Origin of the sequence: Dermabacter vaginalis (genome assembly GCF_001678905.1) — a bacterium.
Classification (GTDB): Bacteria; Actinomycetota; Actinomycetes; order Actinomycetales; family Dermabacteraceae; genus Dermabacter; species Dermabacter vaginalis.
Genome location: NZ_CP012117.1, coordinates 1,830,819 through 1,855,874, shown reverse-complemented (window position 1 = coordinate 1,855,874; position 25,056 = coordinate 1,830,819). Strand labels below are relative to the sequence as shown.

Below are 25,056 nucleotides of genomic sequence, written 5' to 3'. Positions count from 1 at the left end.
GAGGACAACGCCCCATGCTTCGCATGTCATCGAGCTTCATTCGCACGCTTCGAGAGGACCCGGCCGAAGCCGAGTTCGCGAGCCACAAACTGCTCGTGCGCGCCGGCTACATTCGCCGCACGGCCCCCGGTATTTACACGTGGCTTCCGCTGGGACTCAAGGTCCTTCGGAAGGTCGAAGCGATCGTGCGCGAAGAGATGGATGCGGCCGGCAGCCACGAGATTCTCTTCCCCGCGCTTCTTCCGCGCGAGCCGTACGAGGAAACGAACCGCTGGAGCGAATACGGCGATAACCTCTTCCGGCTCAAGGACCGCAAGGGCGCCGACATGCTTCTCGGCCCCACCCACGAGGAAATGTTTACCCTCGCGGTGAAAGATCTCTTCACGTCCTACAAGGACCTACCAATCTCCCTCTATCAGGTGCAAACGAAGTACCGCGACGAGGCTCGCCCGCGTGCGGGTCTTCTTCGCGTTCGCGAGTTCGTGATGAAAGACGCCTACAGCTTTGACATCAACGACGAGGGCCTCGAGCGCTCCTACATGATCATGCGCGAGGCCTACCAGCGTGTGTTCGAGCGCCTCGGACTCGAGATCGTCATCGCTAAGGCCGATGCGGGTGCGATGGGTGGTTCACGCTCCGAGGAGTTCCTTCATCCGACCCCCGTAGGCGAGGATACGTTCGCGCTCAGTCCCGCGGGGTACGCGGCCAACGTGGAGGCCGTGACGACGGTCGCCGGTGAAGCTCTCGATGCGGAGGCCATTGCAGCACTCCCTGCCGCTCGCGAGATTGAGACGCCCGGTGCCACGACGATCGACGCGCTCGTGCGGTTCCTCAACGAGAACGCGCCGCGAGAAGACTCTCGAGCCTGGGAAGCGACCGACACCCTCAAGGCGCTCGTGTACATCGAAAAGACCCCCGAAGGTGAAGAATCCCCGCTGCTGATCATGATCCCCGGTGATCGCCAGGCGGATGAGAAACGCCTCGAGACCGCGCTCGCCCCGAACGAGGTGCGTCCCTTCACCGAAGCGGACTTCGAGAAGTATCCGGCGGTGAAAAAGGGCTACATCGGCCCGCAGGGGTGGGGGCTTGAGGCCAATGGCTATCGCCTCCTGCTCGATCCGCGTGCCGTGGACGGCACGACGTGGGTGACGGGCGCGAATCGCGAAGGCGAGCACACGCTCGGTGTTGTGGCCGGTCGCGACTTCGTAGGCGACGGCTTCGCCGAGGTCGCCGAGGTACGCGACGGTGATCCGTCACCGGACGGTTCGGGCCCGCTCACGCTCACGCGCGGTATGGAAATGGGGCACATCTTCCAGCTTGGCCGCAAATACGCCGAGGCGCTTGGTCTCAAGGTTCTCGACGAGAACGGCAAGCAGCAGGTCGTAACGATGGGCTCCTACGGCATCGGCGTGACGCGTGCCGTTGCCGCCATCGCGGAGACCTCTCACGACGAGAAAGGCCTCGCATGGCCGCGCGCGATCGCGCCGCTCGACGTGCACGTCCTCGCGACCGGCAAGAACCAGGACGTGTTTGACAAAGCGGAGGAGATTGCCTCGGCGCTTGAATCAGAGGGCTTTGACGTGCTCTTCGACGACCGCCCGAAGGTCTCACCCGGCGTGAAGTTTAAGGATGCTGAGCTGCTCGGCCTCCCCACAACCGTCGTCGTAGGCCGTGGCCTCGAGAAGGGAGTTGTGGAAGTGCGTGACCGCCAAAGTGGCGAGAGCCGAGAGGTTCCGGTGGAGAGCGCGCTCGAAGAGATCCTCAAGGATCTGCGCGGGTAGGTCACGCGTTCCGCTGTTCTAGTTCTCTCCCGCGTCGATCCCCGGGAACGGGGCGATTCGCTCTTGAAGTGGCTCGAGAGCCCTCGCGCTCTCGAGCGCTGCACGCACGAATGTGGCGCGTTCGGTAAACGGTGCCAGGCCCGCGAGTTCGACGGCGTTCGCGAGGGATTGTGCCTCGACATCGACGCGCATTTTCGCAGCGTCTTTCGCCCCGAGCGGGCGCGGAAGCGCATACCCTGCCTCGCGCGCGACGGGATCGAGACCGAGGTGCTCGGCGACCTCGGCGAATGCCTCGGCACGTGCGGCATGGGCGTTCGCGGCCTTCACGTACGCGTCGCGGTGGCTCTCTACGACACGGGTCGCCGCTACCTCGAGAGCGTAGGCGGCGAAGTTTTCGTCGATTTGCGCATCTTTGAGTGGGGTCGCGATGAGGTCCGCCGTGGCGGGTTCGGGCGGGTCGATTTCCGGGACCTCGCGAGCGGGTTTCAGATCGGAAAGTTTCTCGGGGGCCTTCACGCCGTTGACGCCCGCGGCATGAGCGCGGTGAGCGAGCCGAATGGCTGACTGCTCGGCCCATGCCGCCCCCGCGGCGCATAAATCGGCGAAGTCGCCGGAGACTTGGATCGCTGCGTGTGCGTAGAGATCGCGGAGGGCGGCGAGGTCATGCGAAGTTTTCGTCATGGCTTGTGTGACCGGCTCCTTCGCGCCACGAACTGCGCTCTCGGATGGCGAAGTGGAGTGCGCGGAGCTTTCCGCTTCGGCAGAAGCGGCCTTCTCCTGCTCAGCGCCTGTGCGTAGCGCCCTTTGATGGGTCTCGAGCGGGCCGGTGAGGAAGGCGGGGAAATCGCCGTGCGTTTCGGCGTGTGCGAGGCTCATGGCGAGATCTGTCACAGCTTCCAGAAGCTCCGTGCGATAAATCTCGTCGATTCCCGGGGGAGGGGGCGTGTAGGCCTCGCGCCCCCCGATGGCGATTCGTGTGGGGCCGGAGCAGCCCGCGAGAAACGGCGCAGCGAGAGCCCCAGCGAGAAACCCGCGCCTGGCCAGGACTTTTCGGGCGTTTCTCATGTGGCTCCTCGCTCCCGAATGTGCCACGATGTTCAGCACACTATGATCTCGGTATCCCACTCTAGTGGGCAGGCGCGAGCGTGCGAAAGGAGCCCTATGGAGCAGAACGTGGAGAAGAACTCCTCCTCGGTCAAGGGCGGGCAGATCGAGCAGCTTTCGAAGGTTTTCGAGCCCATCATTGAGAAGCACGGTCTCGTCCTCGAATCACTCGACACGCAGAGGCGCGGTGCGGCCACGCTTCTCGACGTCGTTGTGGACCTCCCCGAAGAGGAGATTGGAAGCGCCGACCTCGATACCGTCACCGACGTATCCCGGGAACTCTCCGCCCTCCTCGATGCGGACGCAAGCCTCATAGGCGAGGGCCCTTCGACGCTCGAGGTGACGACACCGGGCGTGTTCCGCCCCCTTACAGAGCTTCGCCATTTCAAACGTGCGCGCACGCGCCTGCTTGACGTCGAAGACACCTCGGGCCGCACCTTCCTCGGCCGACTCGAAGAGGTCGAAGGCGATGAGCTGGTGTTCGATGTGCAGAAGCCGCCGCATGTCCCGAGGAAAAACGCAAAAACGCCGCGGGCCGAGAAAGTTCCGCCCGGCCCACACAGGATGCCGGTTTCCGACGTCGCCCGAGCAGAAATTCACCTCGAGTTTCGTTAGTCCCGGTCAACCACCGCACATAATTGAAGAACAGAGCAGAAGGAGTACGCAATGGATATCGATATGGGAGCGCTTCGCGCGCTCGAACGCGAACGCGAGATAAGCATGGAGGTACTCCTCGAGGCGATCTCGAGTGCCCTTCTTGCCGCCTATCAGCACACGCCTCACCCCGCGCGCGACGCACGAGTCGAGATCGACTCGAAAACGGGCGTCGTGACGGTCATTGCCCGCGATGTCGATGTCGATGGCGAAGTCGAGGAGTGGGATGACACCCCGGAGGGCTTCGGTCGCGTCGCCGCGTCGATTGCACGTCAGGTGATTTTCCAGCGCATTCGTGCGCTCGAGGATGAGGCCGTTCTCGGTGAGTTCGCCGGTCGCGCCGACGACATCGTCTCGGGAGTGATCCAGCAAGGGCGCGATGCCCGCATGATCCAGGTCGACCTGGGGAGCGTCGAAGCCCTCCTTCCGCCCCACGAGCAGGTGCCCGGTGAAAGCTACCCCCACGGCAAGCGTATTCGCGCCTATGTCGTTGATACGCGCCGCGGCCCGAAGGGGCCCGCGATCACGCTTTCGCGCACCCACCCGAATTTCGTGCGCAAACTCTTCGAACTCGAGGTTCCCGAAATTGCCGACGGCACGGTTGAGATCGTGGCGCTTGCGCGCGAGTCGGGCCACCGCACGAAGATGGCGGTGCGGGCCAACATCGAGGGCGTCAACGCCAAGGGCGCGTGCATTGGCCCCATGGGAGCGCGCGTGCGCTCAGTCATGAGCGAACTCGAAGGCGAAAAGATCGACATCGTGGATTTCGATGACAATCCCGCCACGTACGTGAGCAACGCGCTTAGCCCCGCGCGAGTGGCCTCGGTCGTGGTCACCGACGAGGTCAATCGCCAGGTTCGCGCAGTTGTGCCCGAGAACCAACTTTCGCTCGCGATCGGCAAGGAAGGCCAAAATGCACGCCTTGCCGCGAAGCTCACGGGCTGGCGGATCGACATCCGCACCGAGGGGCAGGAAGGCTGAGGTCGCGCACGAGGGACCAGTTCTTCACGTGATAGTGCGCACGGCGGCGAGAGCAATTCGCCGCGGTGTCGCATGCCGGGGGTAGACTAGAAGGGCTGATCATTCGTACCTGAGAGGAAATGGCGCCATCATCGCGAGTCCTTCCCCGTCGAGTTCGCACTCGCCGAGGCGCTCGCATGCGGCGCATCGTCCCTCGCGTACGTGCGTGGGATGCCGGAAATCCGGTGATCGCCACACCATGATCCGCGTGGTCCGTGAGGGCGGGGGAGCATCCCTGACCCTCGTTGTTGACCCGAGCGGAAGTGCCCACGGGCGCGGAGCTTGGGTTCATCCGGACCGCGCATGCATTGCTTTCGCTCTCACGCGCGGCGGCTTCCAGCGTTCTTTTCGGGCGCCGGTCGACGTTGCGGCTCTCGCGAAGGAGGGAACTCTCGAGAGGGCATGTGAAGCGATGACTCACCCCAACTGGGGTGCCGAACCACATTTGGAAGCGGGATAACACCAATGGACATCCGATGAGTACTCGAAAATGAGCACCTTCAGGAACTAGTGGACCGCGCCTGCTCGGCGCGGCCGAGACAGGAGAATTGTGGCTAAACTTCGCGTCCACGAGCTCGCCAAAGAGCTGGGAATGCCAAGTAAAGAAGTCCTCGCGAAGCTCAAGGACATGGGCGAATTCGTGACCAGTGCGTCCTCGACGATCGAGGCCCCCGTGGCTCGCCGCGTGCGTGCCGCGTTCCCGAACGCGGGAAAGAAGAAGGGCGAGGAGGCGTCGGCAACCAAGAGCGCCGCCAAGAAGCCTACGCCGCGCAAGCCGGCCCCCAAGAAGCCCGCTGAGGCAAACGCCGAGGCGCCCGAGAAGGGCGAGGCGAAACCGACCCCGAAGGCTAAGGCCGAAACCCCGGCACCGAAGCCGAAGTCGAGCGACGATGCCCCCGCCGCAAAGCCAGGTGCCGCGCCGAAGCCCGGTGCGCGCGTGAATGCCCCGAAGCCGGGCGCTCCTAAGCCGTCCGGTGAGCCGAAGGGCGAACCCTCACGTGCGCCGAAGCCCGGTCAGTCCGTGCCCAAGCCTGGCGCTTCGCGCCCCGGCCCGCGTCCGGGCGGCGCGCGCCCTGGCAACAATCCGTTTGCGTCGTCGCAGGGGATGCCGCGCCCGGGTGGTCGCTCCGGCGGCCGTCCCGGCAACAACCCGTTTGCCTCCTCCCAGGGCATGCCGCGTCCCGGCGGTCGCCCCGGCCCTCGCCCAGGCGGCGAGTCACAGGGCGGTCCGCGCCCGCAACGCCGCGATAACGATTCGCGCCCCTCGCGTGAAGGTCGCGGCAATGCGCGTCCGTCAAACCGCGGACCCCGCCCCAACCCGAACATGATGCCCGCGCATTCGCCGCAGGCCGAGAACCAGGGTCGCCCGGCGGGCGGCAACGGTGGTCGCGGCGGCCGTGGTGGTCGTGGTCGCGGCGGTTTCGGTGGCCCAGGTGGCGGCCCCGGTGGTGGCCCGGGTCGTCCCGGTGGTCGCCCCGGTGGTGGCGGTCGCGGTGGTCGTCGTGGCGGCACCCAGGGTGCCTTCGGTCGCGGCGGCAAGCCCGCAAAGAGCCGTAAGTCGAAGCGCGCGAAACGTCAGGAATTCGAGCAGATGCAGGCTCCCGCTCCGGGCGGCGTGCAGATCCCGCGCGGCGACGGCAATACCGTTATCCGCCTTCGCCGCGGTGCCACCCTGACCGACTTTGCGGAGCGCATTGACGTCAATCCCGCCTCGCTCATCACCGTGCTGTTTGCGATGGGTGAGATGGCGACCGCGACCCAGTCGCTCGATGAGGACACGTTCCAGCTTCTCGGCGAGGAGCTCGGCTACAAGATCCAGATTGTGTCGCCCGAGGACGAGGAGCGCGAACTTCTCGAGCAGTTCGATATCGACCTCGAAGGCGAACTTGCCGAAGAAACCGAAGAGGACCTCGAGCCCCGCTCGCCGGTCGTCACGGTCATGGGTCACGTTGACCACGGTAAGACCCGCCTTCTTGACGCGATTCGTCGTGCCAACGTGGGCCAGGGTGAGGCCGGTGGCATTACCCAGCACATCGGTGCCTATCAGGTGCAGGTGGAGCACGAGGGCGAGACGCGTCCCATCACGTTCATCGATACCCCGGGTCACGAGGCGTTTACCGCTATGCGTGCCCGTGGTGCGAAGGTCACGGACATCGCGATTCTTGTGGTGGCTGCTGACGACGGCGTGATGCCGCAGACGATCGAGGCGCTCAACCATGCGCAGGCGGCCGATGTCCCGATCGTCGTGGCCGTCAACAAGATCGATAAGGAGGGCGCGAACCCCGACAAGATCCGCGCCCAGCTCACCGAGTACAACCTCGTGGCTGAAGAGTACGGCGGCGACACGATGTTCGTTGACGTTTCGGCGCGCGAGAACCTCCACATCGATGACCTCCTCGAGGCGGTTCTGCTGACCGCAGATGCCGCCCTTGAACTCAAGGCCAATCCGGACAAGGATGCTCGCGGCGTGGCGATCGAGGCGAGCCTCGACCGCGGGCGCGGTCCCGTCGCGACCGTGCTCGTGGAGCAGGGAACGCTCCGCGTGGGCGATGCGATCGTGTGTGGTATCGGCCATGGCCGCGTGCGCGCCATGATCGATGAGAACGGCAACCAGCTTGAAGAAGCAGGCCCGTCGCGCCCCGTCCAGGTTCTCGGTTTGAGCTCTGTCCCCGGCGCAGGTGACTCGTTCATCGTTGCCGCGGACGAGCGCATGGCGCGCCAGATCGCCGAGAAGCGCGAGGCCGCCCAGCGCGCCGCACAGCTCTCGAAGCGCCGTAAGCGTATGAGCCTCGAGGACATCAAAGCCGCGATGGAAGAGGGCAAGGTCGAAACTCTCAACCTCATCCTCAAGGGCGATGCCTCCGGTTCTGTCGAAGCACTCGAAGAGGCACTGCTCGGTATCGATGTGGGCGAGGATGTGCAGTTGCGCATCATCGATCGCGGCGTTGGTGCGATCACGATGAACAACATCAACCTCGCTGTCGCGTCGGATGCCGTGATCCTCGGCTTCAACGTTCGTGCCGAGGGGCAGAACGCGGAGTACGCCGAGCGTGAAGGCGTGGAGATCAAGTACTACTCGGTGATCTATCGCGCGATCGAAGACATCGAGAACGCTCTTCTCGGCATGCTCAAGCCCGAGTACGAAGAGAAGGACACGGGCAGCGCCGAGATCCGCGAGATCTTCCGTTCCTCGAAGTTCGGCAACATCGCGGGTTCGCTCGTCATGTCCGGCACCATCAACCGCGGTGCGAAAGCTCGCATCACGCGCAAGGGCGTCGTCATCACGGAGAATCTCGAGATCGCCGGTCTGCGTCGCTTCAAGGACGACGTGACCGAGGTTCGCGAAGGTTACGAATGCGGTATCAACCTGGGCAGCTTTAACGATGTGCAGGAGGGTGACCTCATTACGACCTACGAGATGGTCGAGAAGCCGCGCGAAAAGAAGAAGGACTAATCACCTTTCGGTGACAGTGCGCGGGCGGCGCTTCGGTTCAGGCCGAGGCGCCGCCCGTTTCGCCGCCCGAGGCATACTCCCGGTGGCATAAAGAAACGAACGGAGAGAACATGCGCGTCAACATCCTCATCGCCCCGAGCGCAAACCGGGTGTATGGGTTGGCGGCGCCGCGTCTCGCGGCAGCTGAGCTTGAGTTTGTGTTGGCAGAGAGCGCGCCGGGTGCCCTCGTCGAGACGAGCGAGGTGCGCGACGCGAACCTCGATTTTCTCGCTCTCGAGATCGACGACGAGGCATGGGAGAGTCCGGAGAATCAGCGTGCGCTGACCTCCTCGCTGGCGTATAGCCCGCACGTGTACGCGGCATTTGAGGAGGTGGGGCGCATGCCCGCCCCAAACGCGGAGCGCAGTTACGTGGATGAGAGTCCGACGCTTCCCCTGCTCCAGCCGATTCCTCTTCCCAACGTGGATCTTTACCCGAGCACTCTGCTTTCGACGCTCAAATATCAGGGAAAAACGAACGAACAGTTCACGGCGCTTCTTCTTCACCTTGCCGCCCACGCCGCGGGAAAGGCCGAGGCACTGCGCGAGGGGACGTTGCGGGTGCTTGATCCCGTTGCGGGTCGAGGCACAACCCTCAACCAGGCCCTCATGTGGGGGCTTAGCCCCGTGGGCGTCGATCTCGACAAGAAAGACGCCGAGCTCTACCGCGCGTTCCTTAAGTCGTGGATGCGCGAGAACAGGCTCAAGCACACGACCTCGGACACGAAGCTCACGATCAGTAAGAAGGCGCTCGGCAAGCATTTCCACGCCGAACTCTCGCGTTCAAAAAGTGAGCAACGCGCGGGGAGGGGGCAAAGCCTCGAGCTTTACACGGCAGATTCCACGGGCCTTGACGCGTTCCTCAAGGCTCGAAGCGCCGACGTGATCGTCGCGGACCTTCCCTACGGCGTGCAGCACGGCTCCAAGGTCGGTGCGAATCTTCGCCGTTCCCCGCTTGAATTTTTGCGGAAGGCCCTTCCCGCATGGTCGCGCGTGCTTGCGCGGGGCGGCGCCGTGGCGCTCGCCTACAATCGCCACACGACCCCCGCCGATGACGTGCACGCTATTGTCGAGGAGCACGGGTTCGAGCTTCGAGGCGAGGGCATGAACTTCAGGCACCGGGTCGATGCCTCAATCGACCGTGATATCGCGCTTGCCCGCAAGGCGTAAGCACCCCGACCTTCACTTCACTCAAGGAGACACCATGAACGACAACCCTCGCGTGCGGCGCCTCGCCGATCAGATCAAGAAAATCGTGGCCCGTACGCTCGACGAAAAAGTCAAGGACCCGCGTCTCGGGTTCGTGACAGTCACCGACGTCCGCCTCACGGGCGATGGCCAGCACGCCTCGATCTTCTATACCGTGTACGGAAGCAATGAAGAGCGCGCCGGGACCGCTGCCGCGCTCAAGGCGGCGAAGGGCATGCTGCGCAGCGCCGTGGGCCGCGGCATCACCGCACGTCTCACCCCGTCGCTTGAGTTTTTTGAAGACACGATCCCCGAGACGTCGAAAACGATCGAAGACCTCCTCGTGGAGGCGCGGCACCGAGACACCGAGCTCGAACGCGAACGCGCCGGTAAGCAGTTCGCGGGCGAAGCTGATCCCTACCGTGTCCCCGGTGAGCACCTCGAAGACGACGAGGCCGATGAGTAAGAAACACGCGGGGGAGGGGCCTCACGGCTTCCTTCTCCTCGACAAGCCCGCGGGCCTTACGAGCCACGACTTGGTCGCCCGAGTGCGCTATCACCTCAACACGCGCAAGGTGGGTCACGCGGGAACGCTTGACCCCGCCGCGACGGGGCTGCTTCTCCTCGGCGTGGGGTACGGCACGAAGCTTCTGACCTACGCCGTGGGGCTCGACAAAACCTACGAAGCGACGATCCGCCTCGGCCACGCGACAGTGACGGACGATGCCGAGGGCGAACAGGTGGGGCAGGCAGCCCCGGAGAACAAGCTGCGCGCAATCCTCGATGAGTACGCGTCGCTCGAGAACGCTATTGCCGACCTCACGGGAGATATCGCGCAGGTTCCGAGCGCCGTGAGCGCGATTAAGGTCAACGGTGTACGCTCGTACGCTCGCGTACGCGGGGGAGAGAGCGTTGAGCTCGCCGCGCGCCCGATTCGGGTGGACCGTTTCGAGATTCGTGAGGCTCGCATGACGGAAGGATTTCTCGACGTCGACTGCGTTGTGGACTGCAGTTCGGGAACCTACATACGTGCTCTCGCACGCGACCTCGGTGCAGCTCTCGGCGTGGGCGGCCATCTCACAGCGCTCAGGCGCACGCGCGTTGGCGGATTCACCGTTGAGGCGGCACAGCTCATCCCCGAGCGAGACGCGCCGCGTGCCGCGGAGGACCCTTCGGCGGCGCTCACACTCACTCCGCTTGGCAAGGCCGCCCTCTCATTCTTGCCGCTTCACGCCGTAAGCGAGAGCGAAGCAACAGCGCTCAGACACGGGCAGTGGATTGAGGCGTCTCAAGCGTCTGACCCCGAAGCCTTCCCTGCCGCTGCCATCGTGCCGCCCACGGGTGAGCTCGTGGCAATCGTCGAACCAGCCCCCAAGAGGGGGCTGCTCAAGAGCGCGAGCGTTATTCCGCGCTTCTCAAGCGCGCCGGTTCCCCGTAGTTAGCGGTGCGAGACGACCTTCGTTCCGAGGCTTGCCCACTCGAACAGCCACTTGGCGTCCTTCATACGCATGTTGATGCAACCGTGTGAGCCGGAGTAACCGAAGCTCGAGCGCCACGGTGCCGAGTGGAGTGCGTACCCCTTGTGGAAGAACTGGTTGTACTTGACGCCCTTCGTGCAGTAGTCGTACCGCGGCGTGCAGCCCATGTTCTGCACCTCGGTACGGTGCCAGATCTCGTACTCACCCGTGGGCGTTTCGGTGCCCTTGCCGCCATCCACGACGGAGACGGGGCCCCACACAGCCTTGTCGCCCACGTAGGCGGTCACGGTTTTGTTCGCGAGGTTGATATCGATCCACTTCTCGCCGTTGTGGGCCTCGGCGGGAGCGTAGGAGGGAAGCTCGCTGGGAACCTTCTCGGGGTCCACGGGCGCCTTCTCGACCTTCTTTTCCTTGACCTCGGCCTTCTCGACCTCGGTGGTCATGGCGATATCGAGGTTCTCACCCGAGGAAAGTGCGTGAGTCAGCTTTTCGGTGATGTCCTTCTGGTTCGTGACCTTGACGCCATCCTTGCCGGGGGAGACCTCGGTGCGTGAGCCGTCCTCGGCGACCTCGACGATGCCGTCCTTCTTCGTCGTGGCAACCTTGCCGGCGATCTTCCCGACGTACGTGTCAACTTTTTCTTGATCGATGTTGATCTCGAAGTTGTCGCCCTTGTCGTTCGGGGTGATCGACACGAAACCTAGGCGGTCCTTGCGCTTGACCTCGAAGGTCTTGTCTTCCGGGCCGGTCACGACCATCGAGCTCTTGAGCATGCCCTCGAGAGTCTCAATCGTCTCATTGGCCTTGGCGGTGTCGAGCTGAGGCTCGATGCTCGTGAACTTCTGGGTCACGGTGAAATCCTTGAGCTCGGGCGCATTCTTCTTCACGCTTGCGACGAACTCAGAGGGGTCGACACCCTTGCCAGCCTTCGACTCGACTACGGAGAATTCCTTGGTGTCGTCGTCTTGCACGATTTCTGCGTCGACCGGCTCGACCTCGTTTTCAGGGACGAGCGACTCGGCGTAGGCGCGAGCCTTTTCTTCATCCACGGTGACAACGGGGGTGACATCGTGCTTGCCGCTCAGCGCTGCGCTCACAACCGAAGGGATACTCGAATCGCGAGAAAGAGCTTTTTCGACGGTCTTGTCAACGTCGATGCGAGCGCCCACTTCTTCGAGCGGTACCGTTGTGTGTTCGCCACCCGCTTCAACGGTGACCTTCACGCCGCTCGTGTCCTTCTCGACGATGGCGCGGATTTCCTCGGCGGTCTTGCCTGAAACGTCGGCTCCGCTCACGGTCGTGCCGGGCAGAGCCTTGCCTTCGAACTGTTTGGCGTAAGCGAACGAGCCGCCGGTCACGACGAGCGCGATCACGACAGCAATGGCAACGAGTAGGAGGAGAAGCGTGCGGCCGCGCTTCTTGGGGGCGCTGGCGTGTGTCACGGGGATGTTCGACATGCGCTTGATCCTTAAACTTCGTAGTGGGGGTTTACCGTCACTTTAGCGAACGTGCGCGGAAAGTTTAAGATGTCACGGTCAGCGGGGCGTGTGTCGTGGATGACGTTGCCCGGAGGTCTCCCCGAGTGCCTGGGTGGTCATCGGTTAAGGTGGCATGTGTTCGAATCCCTCCCACGAAAGCGTGCCGTGAACGAAGTGACCCCCTCGCGCGTGTGGCATGACCCCAACGAGGTGCCGAGCCAGCTCGCGCCTGGCGTCGTGACAATCGGCAACTTCGATGGTGTGCACCGCGGCCACCGCCGCGTGATTGACTCTCTCATTTCCTACGCCAATGCTCACGACCTTGTGCCACGGGCTCTCACGTTCCACCCGCACCCCCGGCATGTGATGACCGGCAGCGAGCAGCCGATGCTCATCACGGGCTACGAGGATCGCAATGCTCTCGTGTGTGCGGCGGGCGTTGCCGACCTCCTCGACGTGCATTTCACGCTCGACTTCGCGCAGCTCACCGCTGAGGACTTCGTGCGCGAGTATCTCGTGGAGCTCCTTGGTGCACGCGCAGTCGTCCTTGGTAGGGACTCGCGCTTTGGGCGGCGCAACGAGGGCGATTTTCAAACGATGGTCGATCTCGGCGAGAAATACGGCTTCGAGGTTGTCAGTGTCGAGGAACTTGGCGCGGATCTCGGGGGAGACGCGGAGACGGGGGAGCGCATCTCGTCGTCTCTCATTCGCGAGTGCCTCCTTGCTGGCAACACTCCCGAGGCTGCACGCATGCTTGGCCGCTGGCACACGGTACGCGACACCGTGCGTCATGGTTTCAAGCGAGGTCGCGAGCTCGGTTTTCCCACGGCGAACTTCAGTGCGCACCCGTGCGGCGCCGTGCCCATCGACGGCGTATACGCGGGCTACTTTTCGGTACTCGATGGCGATCGCTTCCTCGATCGCGTTCCCGCCACCATTTCGGTGGGCACGAACCCCACGTTTGAGGAAGGGCCCGCGCATCGGATCGTGGAAACCTACGTGCTCGGGTCTCATGAGTACGAGCTTTACGACCGGCAGGTGCAAGTGGAGTTCGTCGAGCGGCTAAGGCCGACGCTTGCCTTTGACGGCATCGACGCCCTCATCGACCAGATGCGTCGCGACGTTGCCGTGACTCGCAGCACTCTTGCCGCGCATGCCGACCCGCGTTGGTAGCGCTGCTGCTAGCCTTGAAAGGCCGTGCTACATCGGCCACGGATTCTAAGTGCTCGGGAGAACAGGCCCCGGTGCGCCGTGCAACAAGGTGATTGGAGAGCCAGTGGCTTACGATTCCTCCGTCAAGCAGGAGATCATTAAGGAATACGGTCTGAGCGAGGGCGACACCGGCTCGCCCGAGGTGCAGATTGCGCTTCTGTCGCATCGCATCAACTACCTCACCGAGCACCTCAAGGATCACAAGCACGATCACCACACTCGTCGTGGTCTGCTCCTCCTCGTTGGTCGCCGCAAGCGCCTTCTGCAGTACCTGCAGTCGGTCGACATTGAGCGTTACCGTTCGCTGATTCAGCGTCTCGGCCTGCGCCGCTGACCTTCGTTCCGCCGCTCACCCGTCGGGTGGGCGGCGTTTTACCATCCATAGAGTTTTCCTTGCGACAATGATGAGAGGGGATCGGTCCTCGGCAGTGACGTCTTCCGCGTGAGCGGGGTGCGCGACTGGCGATGGCCGGCCCCACGGCAAAGACAACTCTTATTCACCACAGAAAGAGAGTGACAGTGACCATGGAAGGCCACAACATTCATTCAACGATCGCCACGATCGACAACGGCTCCTACGGCAAGCGCGAGGTGCGCTTTGAAACCGGCCGCCTCGCAAAGCAGGCCGCGGGTGCCGTCGCCGTCTACCTCGACGACGACACGATGGTGTTCAGCGCAACCGCTGTCTCCAATCAGCCGAAGGAGCAGTTCGACTTCTTCCCGCTGACCGTTGACGTCGAAGAGCGCATGTACGCCGCGGGTCGAATCCCCGGCTCGTTCTTCCGTCGCGAGGGTCGCCCGGGCACCGACGCGATCCTCGCAGCCCGCCTCACCGACCGCCCGCTGCGCCCGGCGTTCGTCAAGGGCCTGCGTAACGAGGTCCAGGTTGTTCTCACGGTGATGGCCGTGAACCCTGACGACGCGTATGACGTCGTGGGCATCAACGGTGCTTCGGCATCGACCCAGATCTCGGGCCTCCCGTTCTCCGGCCCCATCGGTGGCGTGCGCATCGCGCTCATGCCGAGCGCCGAGGGCGGCCAGTGGATCGCCTTCCCGACCTTCAGCCAGCTCGATGAGGCCGTGTTCTCGATGGTTGTCGCGGGCCGCATCGTTGAAGACGACGTCGCGATCATGATGGTCGAGGCCGAAGCGACGGACAACGCCTGGTCGCTTATCAAGGAGCAAGGCGCGGTGGCGCCGACCGAAGAGGTCGTCGCCCAGGGCCTCGAAGCTGCCAAGGTCTACATCCGCACGCTGTGCGAGGCGCAGAAGGAACTCGCCGCGAAGGCCGCGAAACCCGTTCGCGAGTTCCCGCTCTTCCTCGACTACCAGGACGATGCGTACGATCTCGTTGCCGAAGCGGCGACCGATCGCCTTCGCGAGGTTATGAGCATCGCGGGCAAGCAGGAACGCGAAGAGGCTACCGAGACCCTGCTCGCGCAGGTCAAGGAGGAGCTCGCGGAGAAGCTCGACGAGCGCGAGAAGGAAATTACTGGCGCCTTCCGTGCGCTCACGAAGAAGGTCGTGCGCGAGAAGATCCTCACGGAGGGCGTGCGCATCGACGGTCGCGGCCTTCGCGATATTCGCCAGCTCTCGGCCGAGGTCGAGGTGCTCCCGCGCGTGCACGGCTCGGCGATCTTCGAGCGCGGCGAGACCCAGATTCTCGGCGTGACCACCCTCAACATGCTCAAGATGGAGCAGCAGATCGACGGTCTCTCGCCGGTCGATCACAAGCGCTACATCCACCACTACAACTTCCCGCCCTACTCGACCGGTGAAACGGGCCGCGTGGGCTCGCCCAAGCGCCGCGAAATCGGCCACGGCATGCTCGCCGAGCGCGCTCTCGTTCCGGTGCTCCCCAGCCGTGAGGAATTCCCCTACGCGATTCGTCAGGTGTCGGAGGCTCTTGGCTCGAACGGCTCGACGTCGATGGGTTCCGTGTGTGCCTCGACTCTCGCGCTCCTGAACGCCGGTGTGCCGCTCAAGGCTCCCGTTGCCGGTATCGCCATGGGTCTCGTGTCCGACACGGTGAACGGCGAGACGAAGTACGCGGCTCTCACCGACATTCTCGGTGCCGAGGATGCCTTTGGCGACATGGACTTCAAGGTCGCAGGCACGTCGGAGTTCGTGACGGCTATTCAGCTCGACACGAAGCTTGACGGCATCCCCGCTTCCGTCCTCGCAGGCGCCCTCTCGCAGGCTCGCGAAGCTCGCTTGCACATCCTTTCGGTTCTCGAACAGGCCATCGACCAGCCTGACGAGATGAGCCCCAACGCGCCGCGTGTTCTCGCCGTCACCATCCCGGTGGACAAGATCGGCGCGGTCATCGGCCCGAAGGGACAGATGATCAACCAGATCCAGGACGACACCGGAGCGGACATCACGATCGAGGACGACGGCACCGTGTACATCGGCGCAACCGACGGCCCCTCGGCCGAGGCTGCGCGTGCGGCCGTCAACGCGATTGCGAACCCGCTCGTTCCCGAGGTCGGCGAGCGCTACCTCGGTACGGTCGTGCGTGTCGTCGACTTCGGTGCGTTCATTTCCCTCACCCCGGGCAAGGACGGCCTGCTGCACGTCTCGCAGCTGCGTAAGCTCAACGGCGGCAAGCGCGTGGAGAATGTCGAGGACGTCGTGAGCGTCGGCCAGAAGCTCGAGGTCGAGATCCGCGAGATCGACTCGCGCGGCAAGATCTCGCTCGCGGTGGCGGCTGACGACGACGACGCTGAAGAGACCGGCGACACCAAGGGCGACGCCAAGTAAGCCTCAGCGCGAACGGACGTGCAAGACCAAAGGGTGGGCGGCCAGGATTTCCTGGCCGCCCACCCTTTGAATGAGAGGAAAAGATTAGCTATTGGCGATAACGACGGTCTTCGCGACCTTGTCGTGCCAGCCCTGCTGACGGCCCGTGCTATCGAACAGGGGCGAGAGCCAGCACGCGAGCGCGGCGAGCCCACCCACGATGGGAATGATGCCTATGAGGCCGGGGAGCGCGAAGCGGAGAGCTGCGTTGACAAGTCGAGGTGCCTCACCTGTCTCGAGGCTCACAACCTTGATCTTCATGGCCATTTTCCCGAGAGTTGCGCCGAAGCGTGCGAGCATGAGGGTTTCGTAGACGAGACCGGCGATCGCGATGAAGAGAATTCCGACCCCGGTAACGATCATGGCCAGCCCGAATCCGGCATCGGAGCCGCCACTCGCCGACGCGATGGCACCGATGATGCCACCGAGGATGACAGCGGCGATGCCACCAGCGAAGCCGGCAATGAGAGCATCGATGATACGGGCAAGAGCACGCTGACCGACGCTCGCGAGAGTGCGGGTACCCTTACCGGGGATCTCTATGCTTCCGGCTCCCGGACCGGATGACTGCTGACCAAAGCTCTGCTGAGCAGTGCCCTGCTGCCCCTGACCGTACTGGGGCTGCTGAGAACCGTGAGGCTGCTGCGGCTGGAAACTTGGAGTGGGATTCGACATCCTGCTCCTTGGGAGATGGACAACGACGGCGCGACAACGGAGTGCACGCGCCTTTAGAGTAATGCACACCACTAGACGAAGGAACGCTTTTTCCATGCCAGTTTCGCTCGACCTTACGGCAGGTCTCGATCAGGTTCTCCATGAACAGGAGGGCGCCTTCACGCGCCGCTCGATTCTTCCCGGGGGCGTGCGCTTGCTGACGGAACGTGACCCGGGTGTGCGCTCGGCAAGCGTCGGATTCTGGCTCCCCGTGGGCTCGCGCGATGAAAAACCTGAGCACGCCGGCTCCACTCACTTTCTCGAGCATCTCCTCTTTAAAGGCACGCCCACGAGGAGTGCGCTCGACATCGCGCGAGCGTTTGACGAGGTGGGCGGCGAATCGAACGCCGTGACCGCGAAGGAGCACACGTGCTATTACGCGCGTGTACGCTCGGTCGACTTGCCCATGGCCCTGGCGACCCTCGCGGACATGGTCACGAGCGCGTCGATCGCGAGTGACGCTTTTACAACGGAGCGCGAGGTGATCCTCGAAGAACTTGCGATGGCCGAGGACGATCCCACCGATGTGGGCCATGAGGCTCTCATTGCCTCGGTGCTCGGTGAGGGCACGACGCTCGGGAGGCCAGTGGGCGGAACGCCCGCCACGATTAACGATGTCTCAGTTGAGTCCGTGCGCGAGCACTATCGCGCGCATTACGTCGGCGCGAACCTCGTGGTTACGGCAGTGGGGGACGTCGATCACGACGAGGTGGCCGCCATGCTTCTCGAGAACCTCGCAAAAGGTGGTTGGAAACTCAACAGCGGTGAGGCTCCGCGCCCGCGCCGGGCACAGCAAGGCTTTGCCTACCCGACGGCGAGCGGCGAGAATCGTGGCGTCGAGGCACTCAAGGCCGGTGCGGTCACGAAGCGTCTCGTGCGCGAGACGGAGCAAACGCATCTTTTCCTTGGCGGCCCTGCGATCCCGGCGTGGGACGAGCGGCGGCATTCCTTGAGTGTCGCCATGGCGATCCTCGGTGGAGGAATGAGCTCGCGCCTTTTTCAGGAGGTGCGGGAAAAGCGCGGCCTTGCCTATTCGGTGTACGGCTTCACGGCGGCCTATCGCGATGCTGGCCTCGCTGGCCTCTACGCCGCGTGCCGCCCGATGAACGCTGAGCAGGTCGCGAAACTTTTGCTCGAGGAGACGCAGAGGCTCGCGAGAGATGGGATTGAACGAGAAGAGCTTGCGCGGACGCTCGGGCACATCTCGGGGTCGATGGCGCTCAGCCTCGAGGACACGCAGTCGCGCATGGCGCGGCTCGCAACGGCTGAGCTCGTTCTCGGTTCGTATCGAACGGTTGATGAAGCTCTCGAAGCCTTCCACGGTGTGACGCGCGAGAGCGTGCGTGAGATCGCCTCCGAGGTTGCTTCGGCGCTGCGAGTGCGCGTCGACGTCGGCCGTACCGGCACCGCCTGACATACTTGATCGCGAATACACACACGAGGGGATGGTTATGAGCATTCGCGTTGGAGTTATTGGTTCAGCCGGGCGTATGGGAAGCGAGGTTGTTCGCGCTCTCGAGGCGGCCTCCGATCTCGACTTCGTGCGGGGAATTACGGCGGAGGACTCCCTCGATCAGCTGCTCGACGAGAACGGCGCACGCCTCGTTGACGTCGCCGTGGACTTCACGCTTCCGAGCGTGACGAAGGCGAATGTGCTGTGGCTCGTTCAGCACGGCATCCACGCGGTTGTGGGGGCAACGGGTTGGGACGATGACGCGCTCGCCGAGGTTCGCGCCGCCCTCAAGGCTTCTCCCGAGACGGGCGTGCTCATCGCGCCGAATTTCGCGATCGGGGCGGTCCTCGCCATGAGCTTTGCGCGCACGGCTGCCCGCTTTTACGAAAGTGCCGAGGTTATCGAGCTGCACCACCCCGACAAACTCGATGCGCCGTCGGGGACCGCGCTCCATACGGCTCGTGCGATCGCCGAGGGGCGCACAGACGGCGGGCTCGGCCCGGCCCCTGACGCAACCGAACGAGACCCCCATGGTGCGCGTGGCGCCGACATCAATGGCGTGCACGTGCACGCCGTGCGCCTGCGCGGCCTCGTGGCGCACGAGGAGATTCTTTTCGGCAATGCTGGTGAACAGCTGACGATCCGCCACGACTCTTTCGATCGCGTGAGTTTCATGCCCGGCGTGCTCCACGGCGTGCGCGAGGTAGCTTCTCATCCCGGTCTCACGGTGGGGCTAGAGAACTACCTTTCGCTGTAAGGTAGGTGGCGTCGGAATTGCCGCCCACCTCTTACGCCCGCACGCTTGCCCGAGGAGGCTCTGCCCTATGCCCGAGAACCCGCCCACGCATGCCCTTGCGCGCGCGTTCGCGGCACTCGCGCCCGAGCGGCCCCTCGCCCTGTGGGGCTCGAGTTCGATGGAAGGCGGTCTCGGTGCCGAGCACACGCCTCGACCGGTATACGTCCACGAGGAAGTTGCGAATGCAATGAACCCCGTCCCGGTCACGAATCTCGCGTACGGCGCGCAGTTTTCGGGGCACACGACGATTCTTCGTGGACTCGACACGCCCATGGTGCATATCCCGGAGGGGTACCGCGGCGGACGCGTCAAGGTGCGCGTGGACGCGGATGTCCCGGGAATGTGGTCCTTCACGTGCCACGGGCGGCTGTCGAGTGGGGTGAGCGGAACGCTTACCGGTACGCCGGAGAATCAGTGGTTTTTTGAGTCCGACGGAGGCCCGGCCACATCGGGTGAATTCACGTCGTCGTGGAAAGCCACGACTGAGACGTGGCGCCACGTGGTGTGGACGGGCAAGAACAACATCGTGCAGCGGGAGCGAGTTCTGAGCGATGTTGAGCGGCTTGTTGCCGCGGCACGCACCCCGGAAACGGACGCGATCGTGCTCGGCCAGTGGGTCACGAAAAATGACCTCGATGCACCCGAGAAAATCAAGGCAATCCATGCGGTCAACGCCGCGCAGCGTGCCGCCTACGGCGCCCGCTTCGTGGATGTGCAAGCCCTCCTGACGAGCGAGGAGGCTCTTCGCGCGGAGCCAATTGCCTCGCTCAAGCTCCAGGACCGTACCGAAACGCGCACCGAGCTCGACCAGGGAATCGTCCCGACTCCGCTCAGGGGGAGCGACGGTATTCATTTGAGCGGGTGGGGCAACCTTCTTGTCTCGTGGGCGCTCATCGAGAAAATGAAGGAGCTCAAGTGGATGGCGTGAGGGGGGTACGTTCGGACGCGGCGGGTCTCATCACGACGCGACGCGCGCTGCTCGCTTCGCTTGTGGGGATCGCGGGGATTGCCGCGCTCAAGCTGCGGCCCGCGACCGCGACGAAGCCCGCGGCTGAGATCGTCGCCGACCCCTCGGGGACATACGCCGAGGCGATCCAATGGCTCGTTGACAATGACCTTTTTGACACGGCGCGCGAGGGAACGTTCCTTCCAGGAGCCGATGTCACGCGCGAGGACGCCGCAATCATGCTTTATCGGCTCGCGGGCGCTCCCGAGCGCGAAACTCTCGACCTCGAGCCGTACCGCGATATTGAAAAAACGGCTCGAAGCTACCGCGAAATCATGTGGATGCGCGGTCAGGCGCTGTTCTTCGGAGAGTACGACGCGACGTTCCAGCCGACCGAGCCCGTGACGCGTGCCGAGGGATGTTCCTTCCTCGCGCGCCTGCTTCGCGGGATGCTTACCGCACACCTCGCGGCGGGAGGCGCAGCGCTCGCACCCGAGATCGACTCCTTCGTGGACGTACCCGAGACCCACGCGCGGTCTAAGGATATCGAGTGGGCTCGTGCAGCCGGGGTTCTCGGGCGGGATCTCGTGCAGCGCGAGGCCCCCGGTGGGGGCGGGTCCGACGCTTCCTCGCCCGTGGTCGACGCTCAATTCCGGCCGGACGATACCCTCGTGAGAGGGGAGTTCGCGGAAATGCTCCGGCGTGCGAATGCCCTCTTCGAGGATGCCCGGTAGGCGGGCGTCCACACCTCGACCAAGGAGTCACACGTGGCACACAAGGCGGCGACACTCGACGATTGCGCACCGGGAACGGTTCTCGCGCGCGCAAAGGCGATCCTTCTCGACTCCGATGGCACTCTCGTCGATTCCACGCGCAGCGTCGAGGCGAGCTGGGACAAACTCCTCGGTGACGAGGGCGCGGGGCGGTTTGAAAAGCATTATCACGGTCAACCGGCGAGGCGGGTGTTGCGCCTCGCAATACCCGAAATCAGCGAAGAAAGACTCGAGGAACTCTTCAGCCGGGTCGAGGGCTACGAGATCGCGAGTGCGGGCGACGTCGAGGCGTTTGACGGCACCGCGCGCTTCCTCAGCGAGCTCGAGAAGGCGAAGGCAGCGCTTTCGCGCGAGTGCTGGGCAATCGCGACGAGTTGTACGCGCCCTCTCTTTGAGGCGCGCTATCGGCCCCTCTCGCTCCCATTTCCCTTGGTTCTTGTGACGGCGGACCAGGTCACGCATGGCAAGCCCGATCCCGAGCCCTATCTCCTCGCGGCGGAGCGGCTTGGCGTTGAGGCCAAGGATTGCCTCGTGGTCGAGGATGCTCCGGGCGGTCTCGAGTCGGCTCGCGCGGCGGGGGCCTTTGTCGTGAGTGTTCTCAACAGCGCGGGCGAAGGTACCGTCGGCCCCCTCGCTGATCTCGTGATCCCCTCACTCGCGGATGTGTCGATCGAAGCCCGCGAGGGTGAGCTTGTGCTCCTTGCGCGGTGAGCGCCACGCGGGAACTTCCGGTATTTGAACTGCTTGGTCAATTAGGGTGAGACATATGAGCGAAATAGTGTTCCGATCCGACGTCACGGTCGACCTTGTGCGGTCGCAGGCCTCCGATTCCGATGTCATCTTTGCCGCGCGAGTCTCGACTCAGGGGGAGAAGTCGAAGAGTGCCGTGGGCTCCGATGCCTCCGATCGCGACAAGGGCCTCATCAACTACCTCATGCGCGATCGGCACGGCTCGCCTTTTGAGCACAACAGCTTCACGTTCTACGTTGAGGCGCCGATCTTCGTGTTCCGCGAGTTCATGCGCCACCGCATCGCCTCGTACAACGAAGAGTCGGGCCGGTACCGCCAGATGCGCCCGATTTTCTACGTGCCCGGGCCCGAGCGCAAGCTCGTCCAAAAAGGCAAGCCCGGTGCCTACGACTTCTATGAGGGCAGCCCCGAGCAGCACGCGCTCGTCACGAAGGCTTACAAAGCACAGTGTGAGAGCGCCTACGCCGCCTATCTCGAGATGCTTGAGGCTGGCGTGGCACGCGAGGTCGCGCGCGGCGTTCTTCCTCTCACGCTGTTCAGTTCGATGTACGTGACCGTCAATGCCCGCAGCATGATGAACTTCCTGTCGCTGCGCACCAAGCGCGAGGGCTCGCACTTCCCGTCCTTCCCGCAACGCGAGATTGAGATGGTCGCCGAAAAGATCGAGGAATACTTCGCCGAGGCGATGCCCCTCACCTACGAGGCGTTTAACGCGGGCGGGCGGGTGGCGCCGTGAGTCAAGAAGCACCGGTTTTTGGGCGTCTCGGCGTCGCTATCGTCACGCCCTTCACCGAGGATCTCGAGAAGGTCGATCACGAAGCTCTCGCCGGCCTCGCGCGCCATCTCGTCGACGAAGGCCACGATCTCATCGTCGCGAACGGCACGACGGGTGAATCGCCCACCACGAGCGATGAGGAAAAGCTCGCGATCCTCGGGACCGTGCGCGAGGCAGTCGGTGCGGATGTCACTCTCCTCGCAGGTGCGGGCACGAACGATACGCGTCACTCGGTCGCGCTCGCACGCGCGATCGAAGAGGGCGGCAACGCCGACGGCCTCCTGCTCGCTACCCCGTACTACTCCAAGCCCACGCAGCGCGGCCTCATTAACCACACGCTCGAGATCGTGAATGCTGTGGATTTGCCCGTCATGCTTTACGACATCCCCGGGCGCTCGGGCATCCCGATCGAATACGAGAGCGCCGTTGAGCTCTCGCAGCATCCAAACGTCGTTGCGCTCAAGGAAGCCAAGGGCGACATGCATGAGGCCTCCAAGCTCATCCGTGACACGAGCCTCGATATCTACTCGGGTGAAGACGCGCTCAACCTGCCGTGGCTGTCAATCGGTGCGGTTGGAACCGTGTCCGTCACGAGCCACCTCACCGGCAGGCTCGACCGCCTCATGTTCGACGCTCTCGAGGGTGGCGACCTTGCGCTCGCGCAGCGCCTCCACGCCTCGCGCGTGGACTTTGTTGACGCCATCATGAACCAGGGCCCGGGGACCATGGCGATAAAAGAGGCCCTCACACACCTCGGCGTGCTCCCGCACGCCGCTTGCCGCGCCCCGCTCGGAACAGTCGAGCCGGAGGTTGCGGCCCGCATCCATGCCGCGGTGGACGCCTACGAGGGCGTCCTCGCGCAGTACACCAGCTGAAGAATCTAGGACACCGTGACTACACCCTTTTCCACGAAACTTGGGACCCCTCCAAAGCTCAAGAACAACACCCTCCGCGTGACCCCACTCGGCGGTCTCGGCGAGGTCGGCCGCAACATGACCGTCTTCGAATACGAGGGGCGGCTCCTCATCGTTGACTGCGGCGTGCTGTTCCCCGAGGAGGCCCAGCCGGGCGTCGACCTCATCCTCCCGGACTTCCGCTCCATTGAGGACCGTCTCGATGACGTCGCCGCCATCGTGCTTACGCACGGCCACGAAGACCACATCGGTGCGGTGCCATACCTTTTGCGCCTCAAGCCGGACATCCCTCTTGTGGGCAGTCAGCTGACGCTCGCGTTCGTTGAGGCGAAGCTCCGCGAGCACCGCATCAAGCCGTACACACTCGCCGTCAAGGAAGGCGATGTCGAGAAGTTCGGCGCTTTTGAATGCGAATTCGTCGCCGTGAACCACTCGATCCCGGACGCGCTCGCGGTCGCGATCCGCACCGAGGCCGGTACCGTGCTGCACACGGGCGACTTCAAGATGGACCAGCTCCCGCTGGACGGCCGCCTGACCGATCTTCGCGCTTTTGCGCGACTTGGCGAAGAGGGCGTGGATCTGTTCCTCGTGGATTCGACCAACGCCGAGGTCCCCGGCTTCACGGTTAAGGAACGCGAAATCGGCCCCGTGCTCGATAGTCTCTTTGCGCGTGCACGGCAGAAGATCGTCGTCGCGAGCTTCTCGAGCCACGTTCACCGCGTGCAGCAGGTGCTCGATTCGGCGTACGCGCACGGGCGCAAGGTCGCCTTTGTGGGCCGCTCGATGGTACGCAACATGACGATCGCGGCTGATATGGGCTACCTCAGGGTTCCCCCGAACACGCTCATCGACCTCAAAAAAGCCGATGACATTCCCGACCACAAGATCGTGTACATGTGCACGGGCAGCCAGGGTGAGCCGATGGCGGCGCTCGGGCGTATCGCGAACCGTAACCACCGCGTCGAGGTGGGGGAGGGAGACATCGTCATCCTTGCCTCCTCGCTCATTCCGGGCAATGAAAACGATGTCTTCCGCGTGATGAATGGACTCATGGAGCTTGGCGCCGAGGTCGTGCACCAGGCCAATGCACGCGTGCATGTCTCCGGTCACGCGAGCGAAGGCGAACTGCTCTACTGCTACAACATCCTGCGCCCGAAGAACGTGATGCCCGTGCACGGCGAGGTGCGACACCTCATCGCGAACGGCAAAATCGCGCAGTCGTCGGGCATCCCGCGCGAGAACATCGTGCTCGCGAAGGACGGCACGGTCGTGGACCTCAAGGATGGCGTAGCGCGCGCGGTCGGTGAGGTTGAGGTCGGCTACGTGTACGTGGACGGCTCGAGTGTGGGCGAAGTGAGCGAGGCCGATCTCAAGGATCGCCGCATCCTCGCCGAAGAAGGCTTCATTTCCTTGTTCGCCGTGGTCAATAGTGAAACGCGCGAGCTTATTGCCGGGCCCGAGATCCACTCGCGAGGCATCGCCGAGGACGACGAGGTGTTTGAGCGGATCAAGCCCGACATCATCAAGGCACTTCACAAGGCGATCGAAGACGAGAAGGGCCACGACACGCATCAGCTTCAGCAGGCGATGCGGCGCGTCGTGGGTCGCTTCCTCTCGCAGCGCCTTCGCCGCAAGCCCATGATTATTCCCGTGGTCGTCGAGGCCTGAGACCGGCCCCCTCCAATTCACGAGATCGACCCCCCGTGTGATTCACACGCCGGGGCCG

At 63.9% G+C, this 25,056-nt stretch carries 22 protein-coding genes; 19 read left to right on the top strand and 3 right to left on the bottom strand.

Annotated elements, in window-relative coordinates; genetic code table 11:
* Window positions 1-14 precede the first annotated feature (14 nt).
* On the top strand, window positions 15-1,781 hold the full coding sequence (locus DAD186_RS08160) for a proline--tRNA ligase (protein ID WP_065248241.1): 1,767 nt from the start codon (window positions 15-17) through the stop codon (window positions 1,779-1,781).
* An 18-nt stretch (window positions 1,782-1,799) separates the two neighbouring features.
* Here the strand turns inward: DAD186_RS08160 and DAD186_RS08155 are convergent, their stop codons facing one another.
* The gene (locus DAD186_RS08155; RefSeq protein WP_065248240.1) at window positions 1,800-2,846 is read right to left on the bottom strand and encodes a DUF4439 domain-containing protein; all 1,047 of its coding nucleotides are present in this window, start codon (window positions 2,844-2,846) and stop codon (window positions 1,800-1,802) included.
* A gap of 96 nt (window positions 2,847-2,942) precedes the next feature.
* On the opposite strand from DAD186_RS08155, the gene DAD186_RS10990 reads away from it, so the two are divergent.
* The 7 genes from DAD186_RS10990 (at window position 2,943) to truB (ending at window position 10,681) form a co-directional block, all read left to right on the top strand.
* Complete coding sequence (locus DAD186_RS10990; protein ID WP_065248239.1) at window positions 2,943-3,500, top strand: ribosome maturation factor RimP; 558 nt, start codon at window positions 2,943-2,945, stop codon at window positions 3,498-3,500.
* Between the two features lie 51 nt (window positions 3,501-3,551).
* Complete coding sequence (gene nusA, locus DAD186_RS08145; protein ID WP_065248238.1) at window positions 3,552-4,520, top strand: transcription termination factor NusA; 969 nt, start codon at window positions 3,552-3,554, stop codon at window positions 4,518-4,520.
* Window positions 4,521-4,725: 205 nt separating this feature from the next.
* A complete protein-coding gene (locus tag DAD186_RS10675) occupies window positions 4,726-5,019 on the top strand; it encodes a YlxR family protein (protein WP_257737086.1) in 294 nt (97 codons plus the stop codon).
* A gap of 90 nt (window positions 5,020-5,109) precedes the next feature.
* The gene (infB, locus tag DAD186_RS08140; RefSeq protein ID WP_065248237.1) at window positions 5,110-8,013 is read left to right on the top strand and encodes a translation initiation factor IF-2; all 2,904 of its coding nucleotides are present in this window, start codon (window positions 5,110-5,112) and stop codon (window positions 8,011-8,013) included.
* 110 nt (window positions 8,014-8,123) lie between these two features.
* Window positions 8,124-9,221, top strand: coding sequence for a TRM11 family SAM-dependent methyltransferase (locus DAD186_RS08135; RefSeq protein ID WP_065248236.1), 1,098 nt, complete (start codon window positions 8,124-8,126; stop codon window positions 9,219-9,221).
* A 34-nt stretch (window positions 9,222-9,255) separates the two neighbouring features.
* Window positions 9,256-9,705, top strand: coding sequence for a 30S ribosome-binding factor RbfA (rbfA, locus tag DAD186_RS08130; RefSeq protein ID WP_065248235.1), 450 nt, complete (start codon window positions 9,256-9,258; stop codon window positions 9,703-9,705).
* A complete protein-coding gene (truB, locus tag DAD186_RS08125; RefSeq protein ID WP_065248234.1) occupies window positions 9,698-10,681 on the top strand; it encodes a tRNA pseudouridine(55) synthase TruB in 984 nt (327 codons plus the stop codon). Before rbfA ends, truB begins: the two co-directional genes overlap by 8 nt.
* Here the strand turns inward: truB and DAD186_RS08120 are convergent.
* Entirely contained in the window at window positions 10,678-12,174 is a 1,497-nt protein-coding gene (locus DAD186_RS08120) for a L,D-transpeptidase family protein (protein WP_065248233.1), read from the bottom strand. The genes truB and DAD186_RS08120 overlap by 4 nt on opposite strands.
* A gap of 186 nt (window positions 12,175-12,360) precedes the next feature.
* Between DAD186_RS08120 and DAD186_RS08115 the strand changes: the two genes are divergently transcribed.
* The 3 genes from DAD186_RS08115 to DAD186_RS08105 all read left to right on the top strand — a co-directional run bounded on the left by DAD186_RS08115 (window position 12,361) and on the right by DAD186_RS08105 (window position 16,170).
* A complete protein-coding gene (locus tag DAD186_RS08115; RefSeq protein WP_335582185.1) occupies window positions 12,361-13,368 on the top strand; it encodes a bifunctional riboflavin kinase/FAD synthetase in 1,008 nt (335 codons plus the stop codon).
* A 103-nt stretch (window positions 13,369-13,471) separates the two neighbouring features.
* Window positions 13,472-13,741, top strand: a complete 270-nt coding sequence (gene rpsO, locus DAD186_RS08110) for a 30S ribosomal protein S15 (protein WP_016663029.1) — start codon at window positions 13,472-13,474, stop codon at window positions 13,739-13,741.
* A 191-nt stretch (window positions 13,742-13,932) separates the two neighbouring features.
* On the top strand, window positions 13,933-16,170 hold the full coding sequence (locus DAD186_RS08105; protein WP_065248808.1) for a polyribonucleotide nucleotidyltransferase: 2,238 nt from the start codon (window positions 13,933-13,935) through the stop codon (window positions 16,168-16,170).
* Between the two features lie 84 nt (window positions 16,171-16,254).
* Here the strand turns inward: DAD186_RS08105 and DAD186_RS08100 are convergent, their stop codons facing one another.
* Window positions 16,255-16,884: an RDD family protein gene (locus DAD186_RS08100; RefSeq protein ID WP_065248232.1), complete on the bottom strand. Its 630-nt coding sequence runs from the start codon at window positions 16,882-16,884 to the stop codon at window positions 16,255-16,257.
* A gap of 94 nt (window positions 16,885-16,978) precedes the next feature.
* On the opposite strand from DAD186_RS08100, the gene DAD186_RS08095 reads away from it, so the two are divergent.
* From DAD186_RS08095 to DAD186_RS08060, 8 genes are all read left to right on the top strand, one after another.
* Window positions 16,979-18,337, top strand: a complete 1,359-nt coding sequence (locus DAD186_RS08095) for a M16 family metallopeptidase (protein WP_065248231.1) — start codon at window positions 16,979-16,981, stop codon at window positions 18,335-18,337.
* A gap of 31 nt (window positions 18,338-18,368) precedes the next feature.
* Entirely contained in the window at window positions 18,369-19,133 is a 765-nt protein-coding gene (gene dapB / locus DAD186_RS08090) for a 4-hydroxy-tetrahydrodipicolinate reductase (RefSeq protein ID WP_065248230.1), read from the top strand.
* Window positions 19,134-19,200: 67 nt separating this feature from the next.
* Window positions 19,201-20,100, top strand: a complete 900-nt coding sequence (locus DAD186_RS08085; protein ID WP_065248229.1) for a hypothetical protein — start codon at window positions 19,201-19,203, stop codon at window positions 20,098-20,100.
* Window positions 20,088-20,852, top strand: a complete 765-nt coding sequence (locus DAD186_RS08080; RefSeq protein WP_065248228.1) for an S-layer homology domain-containing protein — start codon at window positions 20,088-20,090, stop codon at window positions 20,850-20,852. The genes DAD186_RS08085 and DAD186_RS08080 overlap by 13 nt, the downstream gene beginning before the upstream one ends.
* A gap of 33 nt (window positions 20,853-20,885) precedes the next feature.
* Entirely contained in the window at window positions 20,886-21,602 is a 717-nt protein-coding gene (locus DAD186_RS08075; protein ID WP_082991146.1) for an HAD-IA family hydrolase, read from the top strand.
* A 55-nt stretch (window positions 21,603-21,657) separates the two neighbouring features.
* Window positions 21,658-22,377, top strand: coding sequence for an FAD-dependent thymidylate synthase (gene thyX, locus DAD186_RS08070; protein WP_065248227.1), 720 nt, complete (start codon window positions 21,658-21,660; stop codon window positions 22,375-22,377).
* On the top strand, window positions 22,374-23,291 hold the full coding sequence (gene dapA, locus DAD186_RS08065; RefSeq protein WP_065248226.1) for a 4-hydroxy-tetrahydrodipicolinate synthase: 918 nt from the start codon (window positions 22,374-22,376) through the stop codon (window positions 23,289-23,291). The genes thyX and dapA overlap by 4 nt, the downstream gene beginning before the upstream one ends.
* Window positions 23,292-23,306: 15 nt before the next feature.
* Window positions 23,307-24,998, top strand: coding sequence for a ribonuclease J (locus DAD186_RS08060; protein WP_065248225.1), 1,692 nt, complete (start codon window positions 23,307-23,309; stop codon window positions 24,996-24,998).
* Window positions 24,999-25,056 lie beyond the last annotated feature (58 nt).

Coding starts and splice junctions, on each gene's coding strand:
- DAD186_RS08160 (WP_065248241.1), top strand. CDS start 15: ATGCTTCGCATGTCATCGAGCTTCATTCGCACGCTTCGAGAGGACCCG.
- DAD186_RS08155 (WP_065248240.1), bottom strand. CDS start 2,846: ATGAGAAACGCCCGAAAAGTCCTGGCCAGGCGCGGGTTTCTCGCTGGG.
- DAD186_RS10990 (WP_065248239.1), top strand. CDS start 2,943: ATGGAGCAGAACGTGGAGAAGAACTCCTCCTCGGTCAAGGGCGGGCAG.
- nusA (WP_065248238.1), top strand. CDS start 3,552: ATGGATATCGATATGGGAGCGCTTCGCGCGCTCGAACGCGAACGCGAG.
- DAD186_RS08135 (WP_065248236.1), top strand. CDS start 8,124: ATGCGCGTCAACATCCTCATCGCCCCGAGCGCAAACCGGGTGTATGGG.
- rbfA (WP_065248235.1), top strand. CDS start 9,256: ATGAACGACAACCCTCGCGTGCGGCGCCTCGCCGATCAGATCAAGAAA.
- truB (WP_065248234.1), top strand. CDS start 9,698: ATGAGTAAGAAACACGCGGGGGAGGGGCCTCACGGCTTCCTTCTCCTC.
- DAD186_RS08120 (WP_065248233.1), bottom strand. CDS start 12,174: ATGTCGAACATCCCCGTGACACACGCCAGCGCCCCCAAGAAGCGCGGC.
- DAD186_RS08105 (WP_065248808.1), top strand. CDS start 13,933: ATGGAAGGCCACAACATTCATTCAACGATCGCCACGATCGACAACGGC.
- DAD186_RS08100 (WP_065248232.1), bottom strand. CDS start 16,884: ATGTCGAATCCCACTCCAAGTTTCCAGCCGCAGCAGCCTCACGGTTCT.
- DAD186_RS08095 (WP_065248231.1), top strand. CDS start 16,979: ATGCCAGTTTCGCTCGACCTTACGGCAGGTCTCGATCAGGTTCTCCAT.
- dapB (WP_065248230.1), top strand. CDS start 18,369: ATGGTTATGAGCATTCGCGTTGGAGTTATTGGTTCAGCCGGGCGTATG.
- DAD186_RS08085 (WP_065248229.1), top strand. CDS start 19,201: ATGCCCGAGAACCCGCCCACGCATGCCCTTGCGCGCGCGTTCGCGGCA.
- thyX (WP_065248227.1), top strand. CDS start 21,658: ATGAGCGAAATAGTGTTCCGATCCGACGTCACGGTCGACCTTGTGCGG.